The following is a 23,666-nucleotide window of genomic DNA, read 5'->3' as shown; positions in this document are numbered from 1 at the left end:
CGCTTTGGCTCGCCCGGCGTCAAACGCATAATTTAACGCATCGCTATCGACGTATTAATTTTGCTATTAAGTTCAAAATCATCTCTTACGCCTAATTTCCCCATAATATTCCGTTTATGTGAACTGATTGTTTTCTCACTACGGAATAATAGTTTAGATATTTCAGAGCCAGAACAGCCCTTGCGAAGATATTCCAGCACCGTGTATTCCGCAGGCGTAAACACAACGGGCTGAGCCAATGCAGAAGCGTCATGTTGACGAATAATGAGAGGACTCAAGTAGCGTTTATTTTCCATTGTCTGCTGTATGATATCTCTCATCTGAAAATTAATTTCATCTACGCATAAAATGGAACAGCTGTATTGCTGAAGAAGTTTTTTGATGAACCACCGTTGAATCGCCTTTACCATGACCAACGTATGTTTACTGTTTAGTACGCTCACACTCACCGGTGACAAATCATTGATCTTCTCACACCCTGTCGCATCGATAATAATCAGGTGTTCTTCTTCCTGCGCGAGCGTTGACAAAGGAGAAAGCTGGCAATCCCAACCGGGGTTAGCGCTTACAATACTTTCTAGAGCGGCACGAATCCCAGAAAGATAAATATCATTGCGAGCAACATAGCGAATTTGGCAGGTAAACATAACAGTCCTTATTTATACAGCGAGGTGAGCTGATCAATATGTGTGAGCAGATTAACCCAGCTACTTTTTGTTTCGATATTCAAACGATTTCGTACCAGAAGTTTTATAGTGCTAACCGTTTTGTAGCTGCAATTACGGCGGACAGCAATTTCGCTCGCTTGCAAACCAGAGGCATAATCAATCAGCACATTGAGCTCTGAAGGTGTCAAAAGCACACCTCGGCGACACGCCGTTACAGCGCCAGGAATAAGCGAAAGCAGATGGCTTTCAAGCTCATCTTCCGTGAGACAATGACTCGCCCCAGCGCCTTTGAACATACGCGCCAGCACGTCGTCACGTTGAGGAAGATAGACTAACGTTTTGAGCGACAATTTATGAGTGGCATGAAGCGTGCGCAATATTCTTAAAAGCGTATTACCCAGTCCTCCGACGCCGACCAGTAGCACCCTGGGGCGACCGGTTTGCAGACAGATTTCTTCAGTCAGTTGCTCCGTGGACGTACACGACACCACCTGATGGCCTTCATTTTGAAGGCGTGTGGTTAAACCCCTTCGCAGCAATATGCGGGGTTCATATAAAATGATCACGGGTAAAGAATTCATCGCATCCATTGCTTATATAAAATAAAACCCCTACCAAGATAATTCTTAGAAATTTTTGTTCAACAAAAAAACGTTCTAAAAAAAGATATCGCGTTAGATTTTATTATTTTATAAGAGGTTAACCCTAAAAATTAAATGTCACACTCTGGCAATATGTAAAGTAAATTACAAGAGTGCATTAATCCTATTGCCCATTGCATTTAATATTTATTATCCAATCAACTACGAGTAACCCTATTAAACCTTATCAGCATGCTCTTTTTATTTAACATAAAAAACGCTGAGAAACGTGGCAGGATTGCAAATAATTAATACTTAATGTCACGCGCTTTTTGCCGACCATCCTGTTTAGACCTACGCTTATCTTCACGGCATTGATGATGACTTTTCTCATCATCTTCTTTGCATTCACGTTTGTCATGACGCACCTGAGAACGCGTATCCTGCCTGACATCACGCGCTTCGTGACGTTGCTCCGCCTGTTCTGTAGCATGAGCGGCAAATGCGCAAAGAAATGACAGTACCACCACAGCGATAGTTTCCTTCACAACTTCAGCGAAGTAATGCATAGACTGACCTTCTATTAATGAGTTTAGTAAATGTATGTTACTAAATTTATCGTTACAACGCCTCCGGGATGAAATCTATTTTTGGATTGTGAATATCCTAATTTAAACATTCGCCTGTTGGACAGGTAATCGTCCATTCTAAATTTCAGTAGAAATCAAAATTGCGGAGTATTAATTAAACATTAACGCCGTCGCTCTACTGTTTACTGCATACAGATTCATCGACCGCTGAGAATGCCAAAAATCACTTTATTTTCCATTTTTGGATCTAAACTAAATATTCTAAATTTATGATTCACTCTTGATCTCAAGAATTTTCAAAAGCATTTTTATAATTTAACGTAGTTGTGAATCCAAATCTGGATTCACAACTAGAAATACTGATTTGTGTACGCTAACATTTATTTTGAAAGTCTCAACGTGTTAAACCTTTAACCTATGGTGCTTGCCATGAAACCAACAGAACATATTGCTAAACTTATAAACTCAGTGTCTGATGGCACTCGCATTCAAAATAGCAGAGAAAGGCAAATCATCTCTCTCCAGCAATATGCCGAGCCGATGTGCTTTATTTTACATAAGGGAACAGCTGCTATTTATAGAGGATACGATCATTTGCTTCTGTCCCACATCAAGGCACCGCATGTAATGGGTCTTAATCTTTTATTTCAAAAGAACAGCGAACTTTATTTCCAGGCGCGGAGTTCTGTTGCATACGAGATAGTCCCTCGCTCAAAGTTTGAAGAGAAAATTCGGGCCCAGGATCTTTGGGAGAGTCTTGCTTATTATTTCATGTTCAGTTCCAAACGTTTTTTACAAAACAATTTCACATCCTGCGGCGTGTCCACATACGATCTGGTTCGTAATAACCTCATCGCGTTAATGAATGAAAGTGAAGAGCTTCGCTTAGCCACTAACACGTGTGATTATATTCAGGAAAAAACGCTGCTTTCTCGCAGCGGGATTATGAAGATGCTCAGCGAGCTCAAACATGGTGAGCACATTGAACTCCAGCGCGGAGTTCTGTTAACCATTCATAATCTGCCAGCAAAATATTGATTCAAGAGTAATATTATTTGAGGAGATCATTTAAATTTAGATTAGGGAAATGAGTCCGTGCTCAGCGAAAACGTGTTGACGTGACAATGCCGAAACCATTGTCAAAACCAGAACACTATCACGGCTCAAAAGGGATTGTTCGTTCAGGGAAAGACAGTGTTTGCATTCAACTCTTCGTCATCCAAAATCGGCTAACAATGTGAAAGTGTAATAAACGCATTCCTGACGCCACTCCCTATTCTTTTTTCAACATCATATTTACAAGCACACGCTAAACTGGCAAGAATCATTCTTATTTTTCTAAGAAATATCTCATGTCAGAACAGGCGCTGAAACAACAGATTCAAAATCTGAAAAAGCATAATGCCCGGCTTGCCAGGCTGGCGCGTGACGCCCGCAGTAAGCTGAGCGCCGCGCTGGATGGAACTGGGCTATGCCTGTGGCAACTCGACGTCCCGAGTGGAAAGCTGATTATCTATAATCGTCGCTGGGGATCGATGCTCGGCTACCAGCCGAAAGAGCTGAATGCGCAGTTTGAGGTCTGGCGCGAACATCTTCATCCTGAAGACAAGAAAATGGTGCTGGATGCGTTTTATGACCATCTGCATGGTAAAACGCCCTTTTATGAAGCGTTGCATCGCATGCAGCATAAAAATGGCACCGTCAGTTGGGTATTAGATCGCGGGCGCGTCAGTGAATGGGATGAGCATGGAAATCCTCTCAAGGTCACGGGCACTCACATTGATATGACCAAAGAGAAGCAGTACGAGGAGCAGCTCGCGCTGCTGGCGAACCATGATCCGCTCACAGGGCTGGCGAACCGTCATGCGCTCGTCAAACATTTTGCTCAGCTCAAAGATCAGGGACCGCTTTGCGTTGCTTTCATTGATCTTGATGATTTTAAATCCGTTAATGATACCTTTGGACACCGTAGCGGCGATGAGTTATTGATTCAACTGAGTAAACGATTATGCGCAACCTGTCCAGAAGGCTCCATTGTGGGTCGACTTGGCGGTGATGAATTTGTGCTGCTGCTCCCTTTTTCGCTGTCTAGCCTGTGGGTCAATAGTACTGCGCATAAGTGCCTGCACGCGGCCCTCACGCCATTCGAACTGGACAACGGTCAGGCGCGGGTTGGCGCGTCAATTGGTATTGACGAAGTGCACCCGCAAGATGATTTTATTAACGCACTGCGTCGCGCTGACCAATCGATGTATCAAATTAAACACACCGGCAAAAACGGCGTGGCGATCGGTTCCACGCTCATTTCGATTTCACGCACGGGGACGGACGCGTGAAAAGCAGCCGACAACAGAAAATCATTCAGTTGCTGAGCGGCTGCGACGGACTCACCACCGACACTCTGGCCGAGCGACTGGCCGTCAGTAAAGAAACGATCCGTCGTGACCTGAAAGAGCTTCAGCAGCAGGGTAAAATCGTGCGCCACCATGGGCGTGCGCGAGCCATCCAGGCCGATAACCGTGATGGAGGGGAACCTTTTGGTGCGCGGTTAAAAAGCCATTACGCTGATAAGGCCGATATCGCCCGACACGCGTTGGGGTATCTCAGCGAAGGGATGACCATCGCGCTTGATGCCAGTTCGACCTGTTTTCACCTCGCACGTCAGCTTCCCGATATCGAACTGACGGTGTTTACCAACAGCCTGCCGATATGTCATGAAATGGCGAAACGCGAAAAAATCACGCTGATCTGTTCTGGCGGAATACTCGAGCGTAAATACCGCTGCTACGTCAATCCGGCGCTGGTGACGTTGCTGAAAAGCATTGAGGTCGATCTGTTTATCTTCTCCTGCGAAGGCGTAGACGAAGCGGGAAACATGTGGGACCCAACGGAACAGAGTGCTGGATTTAAGGCGCAACTTCTTAAACGTGCCAGCCAGTCGCTGCTACTCATTGATAAGAGTAAATTTCAGCGCTCAAGCGAAGTCAAAATTGGTGACCTTTCTCAGGTCACGCAAATCGTCAGCGACGCTCACCCTTCAAGCCGATAACCCGCCATAAAGTAGCGCAGTGTTGTGCTGGACGGGTTCTCTTTAAAAAAGTCCATCACCATATCGCGATCCAGCCCGTAGCGACGCGTCAAAATACCTGCCTCCCAGGCGCTAAGCTGACGGTCGCCTGTTTCCTCAAACATGCGCTGCGAATAACCCAGCACAAATCCACGTTTATAGTCAGAACAGAAGTGTGCCGCGTTTTGCGCCGTGTCGGCCTGTTCGGCCCGCATTCCAGCCAGCAGCCCCTTACCAAAGTGATTGTTCATCGCTCTACCCTCAATCGATATATAATAAATTATATAGCGAAATTTTGAGCGATGCCTAATGCTATTTTAAGGCCGCATCAGCGGCCTTTCGTTTAGTGAGAAATTAGAAAGAAACCCACTCGTCCGTTTTGCCGGTGGATTTTGCCCTAACGATAGCTTTAGGCGACGAGACGCCCACGACGCTGGCGGATTCCTGAGAAGAGAGGCGGAATTTCTGAACCGAACGCTGGAGCTCTTCGGTCTGGGCTTCCAGTGCGGATGCCGCACTTGAGACCTGTTCGACAAGCGAGGCGTTTTGCTGCGTCACACCATCCATCTGCGTAATCGCGATCCCCACCTGCGAAATACCTTTACTCTGTTCTTCTGAAGCAGAGGCGATTTGCTTCATGATGGTCGTGACTTCCGTCACCGCCCGCAGGATGGCTTCCATTGTGGTTCCGGTATCATCCACAATTTTCGCCCCTCGCTCGACGCGTGAAACCGAATCAGCAATCAGCCCTTCGATCTCCTTCGCCGCATCTGCGCTTCGGCTTGCGAGGTTTCGCACTTCACCGGCGACAACGGCGAACCCACGTCCCTGCTCCCCGGCACGCGCAGCTTCAACTGCCGCATTCAGTGCCAGAATATTCGTCTGGAAAGCAATGCCATTAATGACAGAGGTGATCTCCGCGATTTTCTTCGAACTGGCCGAAATCCCGGACATGGTGGTGACCACTTCCTGAACCAACGAACCACCGCGACTGGCTGTGCTCGATGCCACATCAGCCAGCTCACTTGCCTGTCGTGCGTTATCAGCGTTGAGTTTCACGGTTGCCGTGAGTTGTTCCATACTCGCAGCCGTCTCTTCCAGTGCTGCGGCCTGCTCCTCGGTACGTGAAGAAAGGTTGTTATTTCCGCTGGAGATTTCCGTTGCGCCTCGCCAGATATTATCGCTACCGGTACGAATTGAGCTGACCGCGTCGCGCAAACTGTCCTGCATAGCCGTCAGCAGCGGGACGAGCTGACCCACACAGTTGCGCCCAAATGGCTCTACCGACTGGCTGAGATCGCCCTGCGCAATCTGACGGAAGTGTTCGCGGATGCGGCTCAGCGGCTTGACCAACATGGCGACCAAATAGCGATCGGTGAAGATCAGAATCAACAAACCCAGCACCATGGCACTAATAATCACGGTGCGAATCATACTGGTCAGATTGTCTACGACAACACGCGTTTCTTCGAGCGTATTGTCAGCCTCCTGGTTGAATTTCTCTGCTGCTACGCCAAACGCGCGACTGAGCGGCGGAGTCACCTCATTTGCCTGTTTACGGTAACCCGCATCATCGCCTTGCTGCGCCTTTTGCATCTGCGGCACAACGCCTTGCTCTAACAATGCCTGCCAGGAGCTAATCACTTCCCCATAGACCGCTTCATTCATCGCGCCGTGCGAGACTGATTTCATCTCCTCAAGACGTTTGCTCATGTTGTCCAGCGCCGTTTGCGCAGACGTTAAATCGGGAGTGCCCCCAGTTGCTTTAGCTTCCATCGCACGACTCAGGCGTGTGACGAAGCGAAAATATTGATCGTTGCCCTGTCCAAGGATTGTCATTTTTTTAACAATTTGACGATCGATGTCATTACCTTCTGAGACCCTGGAAAGTGACCAGGAGCTATAAAATCCGACCCCGGCCCACATTAAACAAAAAACACCCAGAATCGCCAACACGACGAAACGGATGGTAAAATTACGAAGCATCTGCATAAGAGTTATCCTTGCCGTTAGGGAAAACTCGCCCAAAGGCGAGTCTTACTTTTGTTATCGGCAGAAAATGGCGAACATATACATGTTCACACGTAATTAAAAAAAAATTTCACATGCTGGCTGTTGTAATGCGAATTTATCCCGGAGGGGCGAACATCTCATTCAAAATACGTTTTTTAACATATTCGAGGATAAGAAAAGGTAAAACAAGCTTTCAGTAAATTAACCGGATCATTCTAAAGGGTTAATCACATCATAGTTTGAACCAATCAATGCACACATTTTCCGTTCATTACCCGCACAATTTGCATGCTAATTAATCACCAGTATTTACTAGGCAAATATCTTTACACAATTAATCAAGTTTTGATATTTTAATGATTAATTATCCACCCACTCTATTTTAAATTTTAATTACACCAAGGCATCCTAGGAAAAATCTTAATTAGATAATTTTAATTTAAAATAGAACCAATTTCACTTAAAGCATCGAAAGTATCCAATGCGAAAATGACGTAAACGCACATTGCTTTCAAAACGTGTAGTAATGTCTTCATCAGCTTTCCTGCGAGCCCTTCTATCACACCGTGTTCTCATAGCCACACGGCATAAAATTGTGGTCTGTCGTAATATCATCACAGGAGCCACTCTAAGGCTAACGGCGTCACTGATGCCGTAGCGGTGGATGCCACGGTTGATATCATTGAAACCCGTTCATATGGCTCCCCCATACGACGGTAAAAGGTATTCATACTACTCTCAATGATCGAAGCACTCGCGGGGCTGAAACGGGCACGAAAATATAGCCTTGAGGGAAAGCGCGCTGGGTAAGGGGGAATTTTGGCCCGGAGCGATAAAGCCGATATTACGATCGCGCTGAGCCGCTCTTTTGTCGATGCGGCTCAACGTGAAATAGCGCAAAACCCGCGCACTTAATAACAGTCATGCGACGGGTGGTAATGGAGCTATCAATAAAGACGAAGCCCCCTATTATCCTGACCGGACGCTTAACTCAAATATTTCTCGAACCAGCCCAAGGTCCGTTTCCACGCGAGCTCTGCAGCGGGCTCATCGTAACGCGGCGTGGAATCATTATGAAAACCGTGATTTACGCCAGGATAAATATAAGCCTCGTAAATATTATTATTTGCTTTTAGCGCCGCTTCATAAGCGGGCCAACCCTCGTTAATATTTTTATCTAACTCGGCATAATGAAGCAGCAAAGGGGCTTTGATTTTGGGCACATCGCCGGCCGCGGGCTGGCGACCATAAAACGGCACCGCACACGCCAGTTCGGGATACGCCACCGCAGCGGCATTCGACACGCCACCGCCATAGCAAAACCCGGTGATCCCCACTTTTCCGGTCGCATCTGGATGCGTTTGCATAAACTCCACGGCGGCAAAGAAATCGTTCATCAGTTTGGTCGGATCGACCTTTTGCTGCAGCACTTTGCCTTCTTCATCGTTGCCCGGATAGCCGCCGACCGAGCTTAATCCATCCGGAGCCAGCGCAATGTATCCCGCTTTAGCCACCCGCCGGGCGACGTCTTCGATATAGGGATTCAGCCCCCGGTTTTCATGCACGACGACGACCGCGGGCACTTTTCCCGTCGCTTTGGCCGGTTTCACCAGATAGCCACGCACCTCCCCGTGCCCGTTCGGAGAGGGATACTGAATATATTCCGGGAGAATATCGGGGTCGGTAAATTTCACCTGTTCCGCAAGGGCGTAATTCGGCTTGAGCATATTAAACAACGCCAGCGCCGTGACACCCCCCACAGCGTAGCGTGCAGCCAGATTCAGAAACTCGCGTTTGTTAATTTTTCCGTGCGCGTAGTAGTCGTAATAATCGAGCAACTCTTGCGGAAAATCTTTGGCGGTCAGACGCGTCATCGCATATCTCCAGGAATTGTGATTTTATAAGGATAGAATGAAAACGCTGTTTCGAAAATTCATCGCTATGAAAGGAGACATCATGACCTGGACCCCCTACCCAAACCGCTACGAAAATATGCAGTATCGATACTGCGGTAAAAGTGGCTTACGTCTGCCCGCGCTATCACTTGGCCTGTGGCACAGCTTCGGCCACGTACAGCCTCTCGATAGCCAGCGCGCCCTGCTGCGCAAAGCCTTTGATTTAGGCATTACCCATTTTGATCTGGCCAACAACTACGGCCCGACTCCGGGCAGCGCCGAAGAGAATTTTGGTCGCCTGCTGCGCCAGGATTTCGCGGCTTATCGCGATGAGTTAATCATCTCTACCAAAGCCGGTTACGACATGTGGCCAGGCCCGTATGGTTCCGGCGGCTCGCGTAAATATCTGCTGGCGAGCCTCGACCAGAGCCTTATGCGCATGGGGCTGGAGTATGTCGACATCTTCTATTCGCATCGGGTTGACGAAAATACGCCGATGGAAGAGACCGCCTCTGCGCTGGCGCAGGCCGTGCAGAGCGGGAAAGCGCTTTACGTCGGTATCTCATCCTATTCACCCGAGCGAACGCAGGAGATGACGGATTTATTGCGTGAATGGAAAATCCCGCTGCTGATCCATCAGCCTTCGTACAACGTGCTCAATCGCTGGGTGGATAAGAGCGGCCTGCTGGATACGCTGCAAGCCAACGGAACCGGGTGTATCGCGTTTACGCCGCTGGCGCAGGGTTTGTTAACTGGAAAATACCTGAACGGCATTCCTGATGGCTCACGCATGCAGCGAGAAGGCAAAAAAGTGCGGGGTTTAACGGAGAATATGCTGACCGAGGCAAACCTCAACAGCCTGCGCTTGCTCAATGAAATGGCGCAGGCGCGCGGTCAGACGATGGCGCAAATGGCGCTAAGCTGGCTGCTTAAAGACGAGCGCGTGACGTCCGTATTGATTGGCGCCAGTCGCCCGGAACAACTCGAGGAAAACGTGCAGGCACTGAACAATCTGCGCTTTAGCGAAGACGAGCTGAAAAGAATTGATCAGCATGTTGAAGATGGGCAATTGAATTTATGGCAGGCGTCGTCGGATAAATAGTGTTTTGTGCTACCAGATGCCCTCTCCTGGCGGAGAGGGCGAAGGGATCAGTACTTGCCGCTGCGGTTAATTTTATCCAGATAGCCCATGACAAACGCCGACAGCACAAACGTCAGATGAATAATGACGTACCACATCAGTTTATTGTCCGGGATGTTTTTCGCATCCATAAATACGCGCAGCAGATGGATGGAAGAGATCGCCACAATCGATGCCGCAACTTTATTTTTCAGCGACGAGGCGTCCATTTTGCCCAACCAACTGAGCTTCTCTTTGTGCTCGGCGATATCCAGCTGTGAGACAAAGTTCTCATAACCCGAGAACATCACCATAACCAACAGCCCGCCCACCAGCGTCATATCCACTAACGACAGCAGCACCAGAATCAGATCGGACTCTGTCACTGAAAAAATATTGGGGAGAACGTGAAAAATTTCCTGGAAAAATTTAATGCTCAGCGCGACGAGTGCCAGCGATAACCCAAAATAGACGGGTGCCAACAACCAGCGCGAAGCATACATTGCGTTTTCAAAAAAGCGTTCCATAAAGTCCTGTCAGCAAGCGAAACCAGGCCGCATTATATCGCAGCGAGGTGAACTGTTTGCAACAACTTACCAACAAAGACCTTACACCTCTGAGGGATTAACCTGTGGGCGTTGATATTCCGGCCAGACGATCACCACCAAATCCGGATAGGCTTCAAGGCTAAACTCACGAAAACACTGACGCAGGTTCAACACATCAAGGTCAGAATAAGAGACCTTTTCGCCGTTAAGACAGCGTTTTTTGATATTGTCGTAATATTTATACACCGCTGAATTCAGGTCACTGCAACGGCGCTGAGCTTCAAAAAGGCCCGGCGTATCATTTATTTCCGTCATCTTCATTCGCTTAATTGTCGCATGAAGAAAATCGATATATTCGTGATTGACGCGCCAGTACCACACCGGTGTTATCGAATTCATCAGCAGCGAGAAATGATCTTCCCCCTCTTCCTTGGTCATAGGAATGGGCTGAGGCTGCTCGTCGAGTGACCGTGAGTCCTTCGTCTTATTGAACTCTCGCATCAATAAAAGAACGCCAGCGGTAAGCAAAAGTAATGTAATGACAGAATAAAAAATGCTGTTCATGGTTGGCTCCATTTTTTTTGATTTTAAATTTGCCTCATGTTATTGTCAACGAATCTCACGCCCTATCTAATCCTACCCGGTTGAAATTAAAGGAAATAAAAATGCTGCCCGAGAATCTCGTCCCGGTCAGGTTCCACATCGCCTCTGTGGTTCCAAAATCGGGGGAAGGAGAAAGCAATGCTAATTTCACTCAGGGAAAAAGAAAACTTTCCGATTTCGAAGCCGACATATTAATTGGTGTTACCCGTACCGGTAAATCACGTAATATGCTGCTGGAAGAGCACGACAGACATATTAAAGATCGACTGTTTCGCGTGATAAAGATCGAAGCTTTTGCGCATCTCCTTAACGACCTGCAGGCCGAAGGCGAAATAGATGCCCAGACATTAAGTCAAATAATGGCTGAAAAGTCCGAACAAATAAATGAAGCAGGCAACGAAATTTGGCTTAATCTTATTACCAGAGAGAAAAACAACCCTATTTTTTATAAACTAGAGGATGATTAACGTGAAAGAAGTTGAAGATAATAACGTTTATTTGACTTTAGATAACCATAAAAGTGATGAGTTTATCTTAAAGCAAAATCTCGAAGCCCTAAAAAAACATAAAAATGACGAGATGGCCCGCATTGCACAAGACGTGGTATCGATCCCGGCAGCCGTCGTCCGTTTGAAATGGCAAAATCGTCATGAAATTTATTCTTTGCAGGTTAAAGAAGAAATCTACGGCGCGATGATTAATGCAGTGATGGAACTGAAACCCGAATTGAAAGATAAAATCATGGGGCGCCTGGAAGCAAATTACCAGTATTTACTGGCCCGTGAAACCGCAACCCTGCGCCTCTCGCGTAAACTGGCTGATGGCGGCTACCACACATCAAATGTCACCACGGTTGCACTGGATGAAGACGCGCTGACCTCTAAAACAGAGACTCCCTCGAACACGCCTTAGACTCCCCCTCCCCTTGTGTCGCCTTTATTCGCCCCGTCCGATCGTGTTCGGCATGGGATTAAGGATTATCCTGAATGATCCCTAAAGCCTGAATGAATCATCTAAGCTTAGTGTTTTACAACGCGAGCAAGGAGATTCCTTATGGCAAATCACCAGACAAAATTCCAGGATCCAACCACTCAGTATTACACCGGTGACTTCCCTAAACAGAAACAACCTGCTCCCGGCGTGCAATCGAAGATGACGCCCGTCCCTGACTGCGGTGAGAAGACGTACAAGGGCAGCGGCAGGCTGAGCGGGCGCAAAGCGCTGGTCACGGGGGGTGACTCCGGTATCGGACGCGCAGCAGCGATTGCTTACGCACGTGAAGGTGCTGACGTGGCGATTAACTATCTGCCCGCTGAAGAAGAAGATGCTCAGCAGGTCAAACAGCTCATTGAAGAAGCCGGCCGTAAAGCGGTGCTGATTCCAGGCGATTTAAGCGATGAATCTTTTGCCCGGTCATTGGTGCATACCGCACATGATGCGCTGGGAGGGCTGGATACGCTGGCGCTGGTCGCGGGTAAGCAGACCGCTGTTGAAAACATTGCCGACCTCACCACGGAACAATTTAAAGAGACGTACGCGGTGAACGTGCTGGCGCTTTTCTGGATAACTCAGGAGGCGATCCCACTCCTGCCAGCCGGTTCCAGCATTGTGACGACGTCGTCGATTCAGGCTTATCAGCCCAGTCCACATCTGCTGGATTATGCTTCAACCAAAGCCGCGATCCTCAACTACAGCCGTGGGCTGGCAAAACAGGTTGCGGAGAAAGGCATACGGGTAAATGTGGTCGCACCGGGCCCAATCTGGACGGCGCTGCAAATATCTGGCGGTCAGACGCAGGAAAAAATTCCGCAGTTTGGTCAGCAGACGCCAATGAAGCGCGCGGGTCAACCGGCGGAACTGGCGGCGGTGTATGTCTATCTGGCGAGTCAGGAATCGAGCTACGTCACGGCCGAAGTGCATGGCGTATGCGGTGGGGAACACCTGGGATAATCAGGTTCTGGACACAAAAAAGCTGGCTTTCGCCAGCTTTTTTTTATTTCGCTTTGACCGTCTCTTCGCCAACTAAACCTATTTTGAGATAACCCGCCTGGTGCAGCGTGTCCATCACTTTCATCATGGTTTCGTAGTCGACGGTTTTGTCAGCCCGGAAGAAGACCGTGGTGTCTTTCTTTCCTTGCGTCATGGCATCGAGCGCGGGAATGACAGAGTCATCAGTCACCGGATCGTTGCCCAGGAACATCGATTTATCCGCTTTCACTGAGAGATAAATCGGTTTTTCCGGACGCGGCTGCGGCTGGCTCGAGGACGCAGGCAGATTGACCTTCACATCGACCGTCGCCAAAGGCGCGGCGACCATGAAGATAATCAGCAGAACCAACATTACGTCGATAAACGGCGTCACGTTGATTTCATGCATTTCGCCATTATCGTCCAGATTTTCATTAAGACGCATTGCCATAATTGATTAACCTAAACGCAGTTTCGAAGCAGAATGAACCGGCTTAACGTTGCTGGCGCTGAGGTCAAGATCGCGGCTTTGCAGGAGCAGAACCTGCGCGGCAACATCGCCCAACGTCGCTTTGAAGCTGCCAATCATACGGGCAAAGACGTTATAGATGACAACCGCAGGAATTGCTGCAATCAGACCGATAGCCGTTGCCAACAATGCTTCTGCGATGCCTGGCGCCACAACGGCCAGGTTGGTGGTTTGGGTCTGGGCGATACCGATGAAGCTGTTCATGATGCCCCAAACCGTACCAAACAGACCAACGAACGGGGAAATCGCACCGATAGTCGCCAGATAACCGTTACCGCGACCCATGTGACGACCTACGGCAGCAACGCGACGCTCCAGACGGAAGCCGGTACGCTCTTTAATGCCTTCGTTATCTTCACTGCCTGCGGAAAGTTCCAGCTCGTTCTGCGCTTCGTTCACTAAAATAGAGGTCAGGCTTTTCGCATGGAACGCCGACGTCATGTCATTTGCCTGATCCAGAGAGCGTGCCTCAGCCAACTGCTGTTGTTCGCGCTTCAGGCGACGCTTTTGGGAGATCAGCTCAACGCTTTTGCTGAAGAAAATAGCCCAGGTGATCACGGACGCCAGAATCAGGCCGATCATCACAATCTTAACCACGATGTCAGCATGTTGGTACATGCCCCAAACGGAGAGATCCGTCTGCATCAAATTATTACCCACTCTGTATCTCCAGGACGCAAATCACATTTTCTGAGCATAATAATATCAAAACCACATCGAATTGATAGTGGTTCTCATTAGTATTTACATACTGCCGTAATTTCCGCTCATTTTCCTTGCGCTTACACAGTAAAAATTTCTTATGCTTATTTTTTAGAAAATATTGTGCTTATTCGCTAAGCATCCGGGTGCAGAGTTTTCCATTCATGGTAGTCTGGACGTCCAGACGTATAAAACAGGTTTAGCGAACATGGCAGAGAAACATCTTGATACCACGCTTGTCCAGGCTGGACGGAGTAAAAAGTATACTCAGGGTTCGGTAAATAGCGTTATCCAGCGCGCCTCCTCGCTGGTTTTTGAAACCGTCGAGGCCAAAAAGCACGCTACCCGCAACCGCGCGAAAGGCGAACTGTTTTACGGTCGCCGCGGCACGCTGACCCATTTTTCGCTGCAGGATGCGATGTGCGAACTGGAAGGCGGCGCAGGCTGTGCGTTGTTCCCCTGCGGTGCGGCGGCTGTCGCAAACACTATTCTGGCGTTTGTCGAACAGGGCGATCATATCCTGATGACTAACACCGCCTACGAACCCAGCCAGGATTTCTGTACCAAAATCCTGACTAAACTGGGCGTCACGACCGGCTGGTTCGATCCTTTGATTGGTGAAGGGATTGCGGAGCTTATCCAACCGAATACGCGAATTGTGTTCCTGGAATCGCCCGGCTCCATCACCATGGAAGTGCATGATGTTCCGGCGATCGTTCGTGCCGTGCGTCGCGTCGCACCCGACGCCATCATTATGATCGATAACACCTGGGCGGCAGGTGTGTTGTTCAAAGCGCTGGATTTCGACATCGACATCTCCATTCAGGCCGCCACAAAATACCTGATCGGCCACTCTGATGGCATGATCGGCACGGCGGTGTCCAACGCCCGCTGTTGGGAGCAACTGCGTGAAAATGCCTATCTGATGGGACAAATGGTGGATGCCGATACCGCGTATATGACCAGCCGCGGATTGCGCACGCTCGGTGTACGCTTGCGTCAGCATCATGAAAGCAGTCTGAAAGTGGCCGAGTGGCTGGCGCAACATCCCCAGGTGGCTCGCGTTAATCATCCGGCGCTGCCGGGCAGTAAAGGCCATGCGTTCTGGCAGCGTGACTTTACGGGCAGCAGCGGCTTGTTCTCATTTGTGCTCAATAAACGTCTGAGCAACGACGAGCTGGCAACCTATCTGGATAACTTCACGCTGTTCAGCATGGCCTATTCCTGGGGCGGGTTTGAATCGCTGATTCTGCCGAACCAGCCAGAACAGATTGCCGAATTACGTCCCGGCGGCGAAGTGGACTTTACCGGTACGCTGATCCGACTGCATATCGGTTTAGAAAATGTTGACGATCTGATTGCGGATTTATCGGCAGGTTTTGAGCGTATCGTGTAATGTGCAGGCTTAAACTGTACTCCCGAACCGTTTTATCTACGCCAAGAGTAGAAAAGTCTGCATTTGTTGCGTCAGCGATCAACGCCAGCGGGTAAAATGAGGAGTACAATAGCCGCATATAAGTTGTTCCACAGGAAAGTCCATGGCTGTCATTCAAGATATTATCGCTGCGCTCTGGCAACACGATTTTGCTGCGCTGGCGGATCCACACGTTGTGGGTGTTGTTTATTTTGTCATGTTCGCAACGCTGTTTCTGGAAAACGGTCTGCTTCCCGCATCGTTCCTTCCAGGGGATAGCCTGCTGTTACTGGCAGGTGCGTTAATCGGTAAAGGCGTTATGGACTTCGCCCCTACCGTTGTCATTCTGACTTCAGCTGCGAGCCTGGGCTGCTGGTTGAGTTATTTACAGGGTCGATGGCTTGGTAACACCCGCGTGGTGAAAAGCTGGCTGTCGCAACTGCCCGTTAAATATCATGAGCGGGCGACCTGTATGTTCGATCGTCATGGTTTACTGGCACTGTTAGCGGGGCGTTTTCTGGCCTTTGTTCGCACATTGCTGCCTACCATGGCGGGGATCTCTGGCCTGTCGAACCGTCGTTTCCAGTTCTTCAACTGGCTGAGCGCACTGCTGTGGGTCGGCGTGGTGACGTCACTGGGTTACGCCATCAGTATGATCCCGTTTGTGAAGCGTCACGAAGATCAGGTGATGACGTTCCTGATGATTCTGCCGATGTTCCTGTTAGTGGCAGGACTAGTGGGCACCATCGCGGTGGTCATTAAAAAGAAATACTGTAACGCCTGATCGAATGCCCTCTCTGCCGAGAGGGCAAATCTCACACTCCCTGCATCATCCTGATACGCGCCGCATCTTCCCCTGGCGTCACGCCGAAATAACGTTTGAACTCACGACTAAACTGCGAGGCGCTCTCATAACCCACGCGCATTGCCGCGGCGCTGGCCTTCATGCCGTCATGAATCATCAGCATGCGGGCTTTGTGCAGACGATAGCTTTTCAGATACTGCAGTGGCGACGTGCTGGTGACCGATTTAAAATTATGATGGAACGCCGAAATACTCATATTCGCTTCTGACGCTAGCTCATCCACACTCAGGTTTTCGGTGTACTGGCTTTCGATACGTTTCAGTACGCGACTGATCAGGCTGAAATGCGTCTGGCGGCTCACCAGCGCCAGCAGCGCCCCGCCTCCCGGCCCCATCAGCACATGATAAAGAATCTCGCGTACAATTTGCTTGCCGAGAATTCGCGCATCCAGCGGCCTTTCCATCACATCCAGTAAGCGCTCAATAGCGCATAAAATCTCCTCGGAGAGCGTAGCGGAGTTGATGCCGCTCGCCGCCATCGCAGGCTGGAAAAGCTCATCTTCACCGATATCCATCAATAGCTCCTGGAGCTGAAGAATATCGACATTGACCCGGATACCCGCCAGCGGAACCGCTTCTGTCGCGAAGGTTTCACATTCGAAGGGTAAAGGTACTGTCAGGAGCAAATATTCATTGGTGTCGTAGCGGAACACACGTTCGTTGATATAACCAATTTTATGGCCCGAAAAGAGAAAAACGATGCCAGGCTGATACATCACCGGCGTACGCGTTCCGGGCTGTGTACCGTATAACAGACGAATATCTGGCAGCACATCGTTGAGATTATTTTCTTTATCTTTCAAATTGTTAATTTTCTCAGTCAATTGCTGGCAAATCTCTTCGCGGTTCATCTGTACTTGCTCCCCCTACGGTTTCCATGGATGACAGTGTGCGCACTTTTTCGCATTTTCTCCAGCCATCTGTAGAAATGGGCAAGACAACGGCAGAAATGTGCATTGAGAGGATAGCGTCCGATGGCCACAATGATCACCATCAGGTAGCCCTCTGCGCCGCCACGATTTTTCACCCACATAAGGGAACGAGCAATGAACAACTTTAATCTGCATACCCCCACCCGCATTCTGTTTGGCAAAAATGCTATCGCCGATCTGCGCGATCAAATTCCTGAAGGCGCTCGCGTGCTGATCACGTACGGTGGCGGTAGCGTCAAAAAGACCGGCGTGCTGGATCAGGTTTACAGCGCCCTGGAAGGCGTGGATGTGCGTGAGTTCGGCGGCATCGAGCCAAACCCGTCTTACGAAACGCTGATGAACGCAGTCAAGATCGCCCGTGAAGAGAACATCACCTTCCTGCTGGCTGTGGGCGGCGGTTCCGTCCTCGACGGCACCAAATTTATCGCCGCAGCCGCGCATTACGCCGATGGCGTGGATCCGTGGGAAATCCTGCAAACCGGCGGAAGCAAGATCACCAGCGCGATCCCGATGGGTTCTGTGCTGACGCTGCCTGCAACCGGCTCGGAATCCAACAAAGGTGCGGTGATTTCCCGTAAAACCACGGGTGATAAACAGGCCTTTATGAACGACCACGTTCAGCCGGTGTTTGCCATTCTGGATCCGGTTTACACCTACACGTTGCCGCCGCGTCAGGTTGCTAACGGCGTGGTGGATGCCTTCGTTCACACGGTTGAGCAGTACGTGACTTATCCGGTGAATGGCAAAATTCAGGATCGTTTTGCCGAAGGTATTCTGCTGACGCTGATCGAAGACGGTCCAAAAGCGCTGCAAGAGCCAGAAAACTACGATGTGCGTGCCAACGTAATGTGGGCAGCGACGCAGGCGCTGAACGGCCTGATCGGTGCAGGCGTGCCGCAGGACTGGGCAACGCATATGCTGGGACATGAGCTGACTGCGATGCACGGCCTGGATCACGCACAAACGCTGGCGGTAGTTCTGCCTGCGCTGTGGAATGAAAAACGTGATACCAAACGCGCCAAACTGCTGCAATACGCCGAGCGCGTCTGGAATATCACCGAGGGTTCTGACGACGAGCGCATCGATGCGGCAATCGAAGCGACGCGCAATTTCTTCGAGCAAATGGGCGTGCCAACTCGCCTCTCCGGCTACGGCCTCGACGGCAGCTCTATCCCGGCTCTGCTGGCTAAACTATCCGAGCACGGCATGACCCAACTGGGTGAACATCAAGACATTACCCTGGACGTGAGCCGTCGCATTTACGAAGCGGCACGCTAAGCGTTTTAGCATCTTGCCTTTCGTTTTTTGACTTTTCGTCCAGACTTAATGCACACCACATTTCCGGGGGCTCCCCCGGAAATGAGCAAATGGAGGAGGAAAAATGGCAAACCAAACCGTAATCAAGCTTCAGGACGGCAACGTAATGCCCCAGTTAGGGCTAGGCGTATGGAAAGCCGGTAACGACGAGGTCGTGTCCGCCATTCACAAAGCACTGGAAGTCGGCTATCGGTCCATCGATACCGCCGCCGCATACAAAAATGAAGACGGCGTAGGAACAGCGCTTGCCAGCGCCGGTGTCCCGCGCGATGAGTTATTCATCACCACCAAACTGTGGAATGACGACCAAAAACGACCGCATGACGCCCTTCAGGAAAGTCTGGATAAGCTCCAGCTGGATTTCGTCGATCTGTATCTGATGCACTGGCCGGTTCCCGCGATCGATCATTACGTTGACGCCTGGAAAGGCATGATCGCGCTACAGCAGGCAGGGCTGGTGAAGAGTATCGGGGTATGTAATTTCCAGGTGCATCATCTGCAACGGCTGATCGATGAAACGGGCGTTGCGCCGGTAATCAACCAGATCGAGCTTCACCCGCTGATGCAGCAGCGCCAGCTTCACGCATGGAACGCCACGCACAAGATCCAGACCGAATCCTGGAGCCCGCTGGCACAGGGTGGCGAAGGCGTTTTCGATCAAAAAATCATTCGTGAACTGGCCGAGAAGTACGGCAAAACCGTGGCGCAGATTGTCATTCGCTGGCATCTGGATAGCGGCCTGGTGGTGATCCCGAAATCGGTCACGCCGTCGCGCATTGCCGAGAACTTTGACGTATGGGATTTCCGTCTGGATAAAGATGAGCTGGGCGAGATCGCAAAACTGGACCAGGGTAAACGGCTAGGCCCCGATCCGGATCAGTTTGGTGGTTAAGTTCTAGTACGCTGTTGCCCTCACCCCGGCCCTCTCCCACAGGGAGAGGGAGAAAAGCGAGCCCATAGGCGAAGGAAAAACATGGACGGTTCCCTCTCCCTACACGCGAGAGAGAAAGGTAAGCCCACAGGTGAGGGGAAAACTTGAACGGTTCCCTCTCCCAGTGGGAGAGGGTTAGGGTGAGGGCAACACACCGCACTCACCCGTTTTTACGTTTCACACTTTTCTTCGTACCCGCCGCACCATTCGAACGCTGATGCACAATCGGCGTATGCTTGGTGAGCGCCGGGCGCGTGTGACGATTCTGACGACGTGCTTCGCGCATTTCATCCAGCGTTGGCGCAGGCACCAGACAATCGCGGCGTGAACCAATCAAATGCTTTTTGCCCATATCTTCCAGCGCCTGACGGATTAACGGCCAGTTTGCCGGATCGTGATAACGCAGCAGCGCTTTATGCAGACGGCGCTGTTTATCGCCCTTCGGCACCACCACATCTTCACTCTTATAACCAATCTTACTCAGCGGGTTCTTGCCGGTGTAATACATGGTCGTGGAGTTGGCGAGCGGCGACGGATAGAAGTTCTGCACCTGATCCAAACGGAAGCGGCGCTGTTTCAGCCATAGCGCCAGGTTCACCATATCTTCGTCACGCGTACCCGGGTGCGCAGAGATGAAGTAAGGGATCAGATATTGCTCTTTGCCCGCCTGTTTGGAATAGGTGTCGAACAGTTCTTTAAAGCGGTCATAGCTGCCCATTCCCGGCTTCATCATCTTCGATAATGGGCCTTCTTCGGTGTGCTCTGGCGCAATCTTCAGATAGCCGCCGACGTGATGGGTCGCCAGCTCCTTGATATAGCGTGGATCTTCTACCGCGATGTCATAACGCACACCGGAGGCGATCAGGATCTTCTTGATGCCCTTCAGATCGCGGGCGCGGCGATACAGATTGATCGTCGGCTCGTGGTTGGTGTCCATATGCTCGCAAATGCTCGGATAAACACATGACAGGCGACGGCAGGTCTGTTCCGCACGCGGCGACTTGCAGCGCAGCATATACATGTTTGCCGTTGGGCCACCTAAATCGGAAATCACACCGGTAAAACCCGGGACCGTGTCGCGAATAGCTTCGATCTCGTTAACAATCGACTCTTCAGAGCGGCTCTGGATAATGCGCCCTTCGTGCTCGGTGATTGAACAGAAAGAACACCCACCAAAACAACCGCGCATGATGTTGATCGAGAAACGGATCATCTCATACGCCGGAATGCGGCTATCGCCATACGCGGGATGCGGCACGCGCTTGTACGGCAGAGCAAATACGCTGTCCATCTCTTCGGTAGAGAGCGGAATTGCTGGCGGGTTGACCCAGATATAACGCTCGCCATGCTTTTGCATCAAGGCGCGCGCGCAGCCAGGGTTCGTTTCGTGGTGCAAAATACGCGACGCGTGAGCGTACAGTACTTTATCGCCTTTCACTTTTTCGAAAGACGGCAGCAGCACATAGGTTTTTTCCCATGGCTTAGGGCGCGGAGGCTGAACGACAACGGCTTTGGCCTCGGTCTTTTTCGGCTCAACCGGTTTGTTATCCGCGCAAGGCAGATCATCACCGTACGGATGGGGGATTGGGTCGATTTTGCCCGGCATATCAATGATGCGGGAATCTACGCCGCTCCAGCCAGGGAGTGCTTCTTTCACCATAATCGCGGTATTGCGCACGTCGCGGATATTGCCAACCGGCTCACCTTGCGACAGACGATGCGCCACTTCTACCAGCGGGCGTTCACCGTTGCCGAAGATCAGCATGTCAGCTTTAGAATCCACCAGCACCGAACGGCGCACGGTGTCAGACCAGTAATCGTAATGCGCGGTACGGCGCAGGCTTGCTTCGATTCCACCCAGGATGACCGGCACGTCTTTCCATGCTTCTTTACAACGCTGGGTGTAAACCAAAGTGGCGCGATCCGGGCGTTTGCCCGCGACGTTATCGGCGGTGTACGCATCGTCGTGGCGCAATTTCCGATCGGCAGTATAGCGGTTGATCATCGAATCCATATTGCCGGCGGTGACGCCGAAGAACAGGTTCGGTTTGCCGAGGCTCATGAAAGCCTCTTTGCTGTTCCAGTCCGGCTGGGCGATGATCCCTACACGGAAGCCCTGCGCTTCCAGCATGCGTCCACAGATGGCCATGCCAAAGCTCGGGTGATCGACGTACGCGTCGCCAGTCACCAGAATAATATCGCAGCTGTCCCAGCCCAGTTGGTCCATCTCTTCGCGGGACATCGGCAGGAAAGGCGCCGGTCCAAAACAGGCCGCCCAGTACTGGGGCCAGGAGAAGAGGTCTCGATCCGGCTGGATCAAGGATATTGCGCTCATAATGCTTCCGAAGAAAAAATAAACAAAGGGCGGGGATTATACGCTGGAATAATGCGGGAAATGAAGGGGTATTATGCGGGCTGCTGCCCTCTCCCACAGGGAGAGAGCGAAAAGAAGATTACGGTGCTGGGTTCACCAGCAGCTGCCCCACGGAACCGCGATCCGCCATTTCCAGCGTCTGGCTGTGGAACAAGAACGGGAAGTGAGGCCAGGAAGGCTGCCCGTAATAGACCAGCAGTTCGACCTGCCCGTCGACCCAAACGGTATCTTTCCAGCCCCTGTCTTCCGGGAACGGCATCGCCCCGTTGACGTTGCGGATCAGGAAGCTTACGCCTTCAATATGGAAGGCCTGGGGCATCTCCGCCCGCACCGTCCAGCGCTCCCACGTTCCTTGCTGAGCTGTAATATCAATGCGATTGATGTCCCACAGCGCACCGTTGATGCCCGGATCGTCGCCAAGACTGATATCACGACTACGGACCGGCGTACCGCTCACGATCTCTTGCGGCAATAAACGCATCGGCAAACTGTCCGTCACCAGCGGTAAAAGACCCGTTGGCCGCAGCGTCAGCACCAGCGTCGAGACCAGAATGCTCGACGGCTCAAAGAAGCCACGGATGCGATCCACAATGCTCGCCGCCTCGCCGCAGGTGATGGACACTTCATCGCCGTTGGTCATGTCGACGAGAATTTCACGGCGTTCACCCGGCGCCAGCGCCAGCTGCTTGACGGACACTGGAGCAGGTAAAAAGCCCTGATCGCCAGAAATCACATGCAGCGCGCGGCCATCGCTCATTTGCAGTAAATAACGACGTGAATTGGAAGCATTAAGCAAGCGCAGACGAACCCAGCCGCGAGAGACCTCGACGTACGGGCTTTGCGCACCGTTGACCATCAGGATGTCACCGACAAACCCACCGCTGCCTGGCTCGCTGTACTCCGGCGTACCAAAGTTATCCAGGCGCTTGTCCTGAATAATGATCGGGAAATCGTCCACGCCGTAATGGTTGGGAATCGGCAGAGACTTGCTCACGTCATCTTCAACTAACCACATCCCGGCCAGGCCGTTATATACCTGTTGCGCGGTGCGGTTAGGTGTATTTGCGCGATACCACAGCGTGGAAGCGCTCTGACGGATTGGCAGAACGGGCGCCCAGTCGGCGCTCGGCGTCATCATACGCGCCGCGCCGCCAATCAGCGGGCCTGGTACCTGCAATCCGCTGATCGTCATGGCGACGTTTTCGGTCAGACGGTTGCTGTAAATCAGCTTCACGTCATCGCCGTTCCAGACGCGAATGGTCGGGCCAAGATAACGGCCATTCACACCCCATACCGCCGCGCGCGTCCCCTGAGTGAAGGACCAGTGCGAACGCTGCATGGTGAGAAAAAGGGGCTGACCGCGACGAGATTCGAGCAACGGCGGAATGGGCAGCGGCTGTTGCTGCCCGGCGGCGTTGGCTGTCAGCGGAACCGCGCCGGCACAAAGGGCGATTCCGGAAGCCTGAATAAACTGACGCCGACTGAGTGACATATTTGCTCCATATGAAACGACTACACACTTTATCCTTCAAGCTGCCTCTGCGTTGGCT

Annotated in this window: 24 protein-coding genes; 11 read left to right on the top strand and 13 right to left on the bottom strand. The window is 50.9% G+C overall.

What is annotated here, in order from left to right; genetic code table 11:
* Positions 1-32 precede the first annotated feature (32 nt).
* From AC0LWE_RS09155 to AC0LWE_RS09145, 3 genes are all read right to left on the bottom strand, one after another.
* Positions 33-647, bottom strand: a complete 615-nt coding sequence (locus AC0LWE_RS09155) for a helix-turn-helix domain-containing protein (protein WP_202667729.1) — start codon at positions 645-647, stop codon at positions 33-35.
* 8 nt (positions 648-655) lie between these two features.
* Positions 656-1,249, bottom strand: a complete 594-nt coding sequence (locus tag AC0LWE_RS09150) for a helix-turn-helix transcriptional regulator (RefSeq protein ID WP_202667730.1) — start codon at positions 1,247-1,249, stop codon at positions 656-658.
* Positions 1,250-1,557: 308 nt separating this feature from the next.
* The gene (locus AC0LWE_RS09145) at positions 1,558-1,818 is read right to left on the bottom strand and encodes a hypothetical protein (RefSeq protein WP_234593730.1); all 261 of its coding nucleotides are present in this window, start codon (positions 1,816-1,818) and stop codon (positions 1,558-1,560) included.
* 450 nt (positions 1,819-2,268) lie between these two features.
* On the opposite strand from AC0LWE_RS09145, the gene AC0LWE_RS09140 reads away from it, so the two are divergent.
* The 3 genes from AC0LWE_RS09140 to fucR all read left to right on the top strand — a co-directional run bounded on the left by AC0LWE_RS09140 (position 2,269) and on the right by fucR (position 4,888).
* Complete coding sequence (locus AC0LWE_RS09140; RefSeq protein WP_219347381.1) at positions 2,269-2,877, top strand: helix-turn-helix domain-containing protein; 609 nt, start codon at positions 2,269-2,271, stop codon at positions 2,875-2,877.
* A 314-nt stretch (positions 2,878-3,191) separates the two neighbouring features.
* Positions 3,192-4,175: a sensor domain-containing diguanylate cyclase gene (locus AC0LWE_RS09135; RefSeq protein ID WP_059177523.1), complete on the top strand. Its 984-nt coding sequence runs from the start codon at positions 3,192-3,194 to the stop codon at positions 4,173-4,175.
* A complete protein-coding gene (gene fucR, locus AC0LWE_RS09130) occupies positions 4,172-4,888 on the top strand; it encodes an L-fucose operon activator (RefSeq protein ID WP_219347380.1) in 717 nt (238 codons plus the stop codon). Before AC0LWE_RS09135 ends, fucR begins: the two co-directional genes overlap by 4 nt.
* On the opposite strand, the gene AC0LWE_RS09125 is transcribed toward fucR, so the two are convergent.
* From AC0LWE_RS09125 to yghX, 3 genes are all read right to left on the bottom strand, one after another.
* Entirely contained in the window at positions 4,870-5,157 is a 288-nt protein-coding gene (locus AC0LWE_RS09125; protein ID WP_202667733.1) for a DUF2623 family protein, read from the bottom strand. The two genes, fucR and AC0LWE_RS09125, sit on opposite strands and share 19 nt — an antisense overlap.
* 103 nt (positions 5,158-5,260) lie before the next feature.
* The gene (locus AC0LWE_RS09120; protein ID WP_219347379.1) at positions 5,261-6,898 is read right to left on the bottom strand and encodes a methyl-accepting chemotaxis protein; all 1,638 of its coding nucleotides are present in this window, start codon (positions 6,896-6,898) and stop codon (positions 5,261-5,263) included.
* A gap of 1,007 nt (positions 6,899-7,905) precedes the next feature.
* Positions 7,906-8,793, bottom strand: coding sequence for a YghX family hydrolase (gene yghX, locus AC0LWE_RS09115; RefSeq protein WP_202667734.1), 888 nt, complete (start codon positions 8,791-8,793; stop codon positions 7,906-7,908).
* Positions 8,794-8,875: 82 nt separating this feature from the next.
* Between yghX and AC0LWE_RS09110 the strand changes: the two genes are divergently transcribed.
* Positions 8,876-9,916: an aldo/keto reductase gene (locus AC0LWE_RS09110; protein ID WP_219347378.1), complete on the top strand. Its 1,041-nt coding sequence runs from the start codon at positions 8,876-8,878 to the stop codon at positions 9,914-9,916.
* A gap of 47 nt (positions 9,917-9,963) precedes the next feature.
* On the opposite strand, the gene AC0LWE_RS09105 is transcribed toward AC0LWE_RS09110, so the two are convergent.
* On the bottom strand, positions 9,964-10,461 hold the full coding sequence (locus AC0LWE_RS09105) for a TIGR00645 family protein (RefSeq protein ID WP_474265285.1): 498 nt from the start codon (positions 10,459-10,461) through the stop codon (positions 9,964-9,966).
* 81 nt (positions 10,462-10,542) lie between these two features.
* Positions 10,543-11,046, bottom strand: coding sequence for an ESA_00282 family adhesion-associated protein (locus AC0LWE_RS09100; protein ID WP_059177518.1), 504 nt, complete (start codon positions 11,044-11,046; stop codon positions 10,543-10,545).
* 101 nt (positions 11,047-11,147) lie between these two features.
* Between AC0LWE_RS09100 and AC0LWE_RS09095 the strand changes: the two genes are divergently transcribed.
* From AC0LWE_RS09095 to AC0LWE_RS09085, 3 genes are all read left to right on the top strand, one after another.
* The gene (locus AC0LWE_RS09095; protein WP_059177517.1) at positions 11,148-11,552 is read left to right on the top strand and encodes a hypothetical protein; all 405 of its coding nucleotides are present in this window, start codon (positions 11,148-11,150) and stop codon (positions 11,550-11,552) included.
* Positions 11,545-11,997, top strand: a complete 453-nt coding sequence (locus AC0LWE_RS09090; protein ID WP_219347377.1) for a cytoplasmic protein — start codon at positions 11,545-11,547, stop codon at positions 11,995-11,997. Before AC0LWE_RS09095 ends, AC0LWE_RS09090 begins: the two co-directional genes overlap by 8 nt.
* A 141-nt stretch (positions 11,998-12,138) precedes the next feature.
* Positions 12,139-13,035 (top strand): SDR family oxidoreductase, encoded by an 897-nt coding sequence (locus AC0LWE_RS09085; RefSeq protein ID WP_219347376.1) that lies wholly within the window; start codon positions 12,139-12,141, stop codon positions 13,033-13,035.
* Between the two features lie 43 nt (positions 13,036-13,078).
* On the opposite strand, the gene exbD is transcribed toward AC0LWE_RS09085, so the two are convergent.
* Positions 13,079-13,504, bottom strand: a complete 426-nt coding sequence (gene exbD, locus AC0LWE_RS09080) for a TonB system transport protein ExbD (protein WP_059177514.1) — start codon at positions 13,502-13,504, stop codon at positions 13,079-13,081.
* A gap of 6 nt (positions 13,505-13,510) precedes the next feature.
* Entirely contained in the window at positions 13,511-14,242 is a 732-nt protein-coding gene (gene exbB / locus AC0LWE_RS09075) for a tol-pal system-associated acyl-CoA thioesterase (RefSeq protein WP_131486314.1), read from the bottom strand.
* A 250-nt stretch (positions 14,243-14,492) separates the two neighbouring features.
* On the opposite strand from exbB, the gene metC reads away from it, so the two are divergent.
* Positions 14,493-15,680 (top strand): cystathionine beta-lyase, encoded by a 1,188-nt coding sequence (metC, locus tag AC0LWE_RS09070; RefSeq protein ID WP_059177512.1) that lies wholly within the window; start codon positions 14,493-14,495, stop codon positions 15,678-15,680.
* Positions 15,681-15,822: 142 nt separating this feature from the next.
* Positions 15,823-16,482 carry a DedA family general envelope maintenance protein YghB gene (gene yghB, locus AC0LWE_RS09065; protein ID WP_059177511.1) on the top strand — a complete coding sequence of 220 codons (660 nt, stop codon included), beginning with the start codon at positions 15,823-15,825 and terminating at the stop codon, positions 16,480-16,482.
* 31 nt (positions 16,483-16,513) lie between these two features.
* On the opposite strand, the gene AC0LWE_RS09060 is transcribed toward yghB, so the two are convergent.
* Positions 16,514-17,413 carry an AraC family transcriptional regulator gene (locus tag AC0LWE_RS09060; RefSeq protein WP_059177510.1) on the bottom strand — a complete coding sequence of 300 codons (900 nt, stop codon included), beginning with the start codon at positions 17,411-17,413 and terminating at the stop codon, positions 16,514-16,516.
* Between the two features lie 195 nt (positions 17,414-17,608).
* On the opposite strand from AC0LWE_RS09060, the gene yqhD reads away from it, so the two are divergent.
* Complete coding sequence (gene yqhD / locus AC0LWE_RS09055) at positions 17,609-18,772, top strand: alcohol dehydrogenase (protein ID WP_202666371.1); 1,164 nt, start codon at positions 17,609-17,611, stop codon at positions 18,770-18,772.
* A 103-nt stretch (positions 18,773-18,875) separates the two neighbouring features.
* Complete coding sequence (gene dkgA / locus AC0LWE_RS09050; RefSeq protein WP_131486318.1) at positions 18,876-19,703, top strand: 2,5-didehydrogluconate reductase DkgA; 828 nt, start codon at positions 18,876-18,878, stop codon at positions 19,701-19,703.
* Positions 19,704-19,902: 199 nt separating this feature from the next.
* On the opposite strand, the gene AC0LWE_RS09045 is transcribed toward dkgA, so the two are convergent.
* Positions 19,903-22,077, bottom strand: a complete 2,175-nt coding sequence (locus AC0LWE_RS09045) for a YgiQ family radical SAM protein (RefSeq protein WP_059177507.1) — start codon at positions 22,075-22,077, stop codon at positions 19,903-19,905.
* Between the two features lie 118 nt (positions 22,078-22,195).
* Positions 22,196-23,608 (bottom strand): cell division protein FtsP, encoded by a 1,413-nt coding sequence (gene ftsP, locus AC0LWE_RS09040; RefSeq protein WP_059177506.1) that lies wholly within the window; start codon positions 23,606-23,608, stop codon positions 22,196-22,198.
* Positions 23,609-23,666: the final 58 nt, after the last annotated feature.

It is taken from the genome of Lelliottia sp. RD5, assembly GCF_056032945.1.
Note: the sequence above shows the minus strand (reverse complement) of the source record. Positions and strands in the feature narration are given on the sequence as shown.

Coding starts and splice junctions, on each gene's coding strand:
- yghB (WP_059177511.1), top strand. CDS start 15,823: ATGGCTGTCATTCAAGATATTATCGCTGCGCTCTGGCAACACGATTTT.
- AC0LWE_RS09110 (WP_219347378.1), top strand. CDS start 8,876: ATGACCTGGACCCCCTACCCAAACCGCTACGAAAATATGCAGTATCGA.
- yghX (WP_202667734.1), bottom strand. CDS start 8,793: ATGACGCGTCTGACCGCCAAAGATTTTCCGCAAGAGTTGCTCGATTAT.
- AC0LWE_RS09140 (WP_219347381.1), top strand. CDS start 2,269: ATGAAACCAACAGAACATATTGCTAAACTTATAAACTCAGTGTCTGAT.
- metC (WP_059177512.1), top strand. CDS start 14,493: ATGGCAGAGAAACATCTTGATACCACGCTTGTCCAGGCTGGACGGAGT.
- AC0LWE_RS09085 (WP_219347376.1), top strand. CDS start 12,139: ATGGCAAATCACCAGACAAAATTCCAGGATCCAACCACTCAGTATTAC.
- AC0LWE_RS09095 (WP_059177517.1), top strand. CDS start 11,148: ATGCTGCCCGAGAATCTCGTCCCGGTCAGGTTCCACATCGCCTCTGTG.
- AC0LWE_RS09150 (WP_202667730.1), bottom strand. CDS start 1,249: ATGAATTCTTTACCCGTGATCATTTTATATGAACCCCGCATATTGCTG.
- yqhD (WP_202666371.1), top strand. CDS start 17,609: ATGAACAACTTTAATCTGCATACCCCCACCCGCATTCTGTTTGGCAAA.
- dkgA (WP_131486318.1), top strand. CDS start 18,876: ATGGCAAACCAAACCGTAATCAAGCTTCAGGACGGCAACGTAATGCCC.
- AC0LWE_RS09145 (WP_234593730.1), bottom strand. CDS start 1,818: ATGCATTACTTCGCTGAAGTTGTGAAGGAAACTATCGCTGTGGTGGTA.
- AC0LWE_RS09100 (WP_059177518.1), bottom strand. CDS start 11,046: ATGAACAGCATTTTTTATTCTGTCATTACATTACTTTTGCTTACCGCT.
- AC0LWE_RS09105 (WP_474265285.1), bottom strand. CDS start 10,461: ATGGAACGCTTTTTTGAAAACGCAATGTATGCTTCGCGCTGGTTGTTG.
- exbD (WP_059177514.1), bottom strand. CDS start 13,504: ATGGCAATGCGTCTTAATGAAAATCTGGACGATAATGGCGAAATGCAT.
- AC0LWE_RS09155 (WP_202667729.1), bottom strand. CDS start 647: ATGTTTACCTGCCAAATTCGCTATGTTGCTCGCAATGATATTTATCTT.
- AC0LWE_RS09090 (WP_219347377.1), top strand. CDS start 11,545: ATGATTAACGTGAAAGAAGTTGAAGATAATAACGTTTATTTGACTTTA.
- AC0LWE_RS09125 (WP_202667733.1), bottom strand. CDS start 5,157: ATGAACAATCACTTTGGTAAGGGGCTGCTGGCTGGAATGCGGGCCGAA.
- AC0LWE_RS09060 (WP_059177510.1), bottom strand. CDS start 17,413: ATGAACCGCGAAGAGATTTGCCAGCAATTGACTGAGAAAATTAACAAT.
- ftsP (WP_059177506.1), bottom strand. CDS start 23,608: ATGTCACTCAGTCGGCGTCAGTTTATTCAGGCTTCCGGAATCGCCCTT.
- AC0LWE_RS09135 (WP_059177523.1), top strand. CDS start 3,192: ATGTCAGAACAGGCGCTGAAACAACAGATTCAAAATCTGAAAAAGCAT.
- AC0LWE_RS09120 (WP_219347379.1), bottom strand. CDS start 6,898: ATGCAGATGCTTCGTAATTTTACCATCCGTTTCGTCGTGTTGGCGATT.
- AC0LWE_RS09045 (WP_059177507.1), bottom strand. CDS start 22,077: ATGAGCGCAATATCCTTGATCCAGCCGGATCGAGACCTCTTCTCCTGG.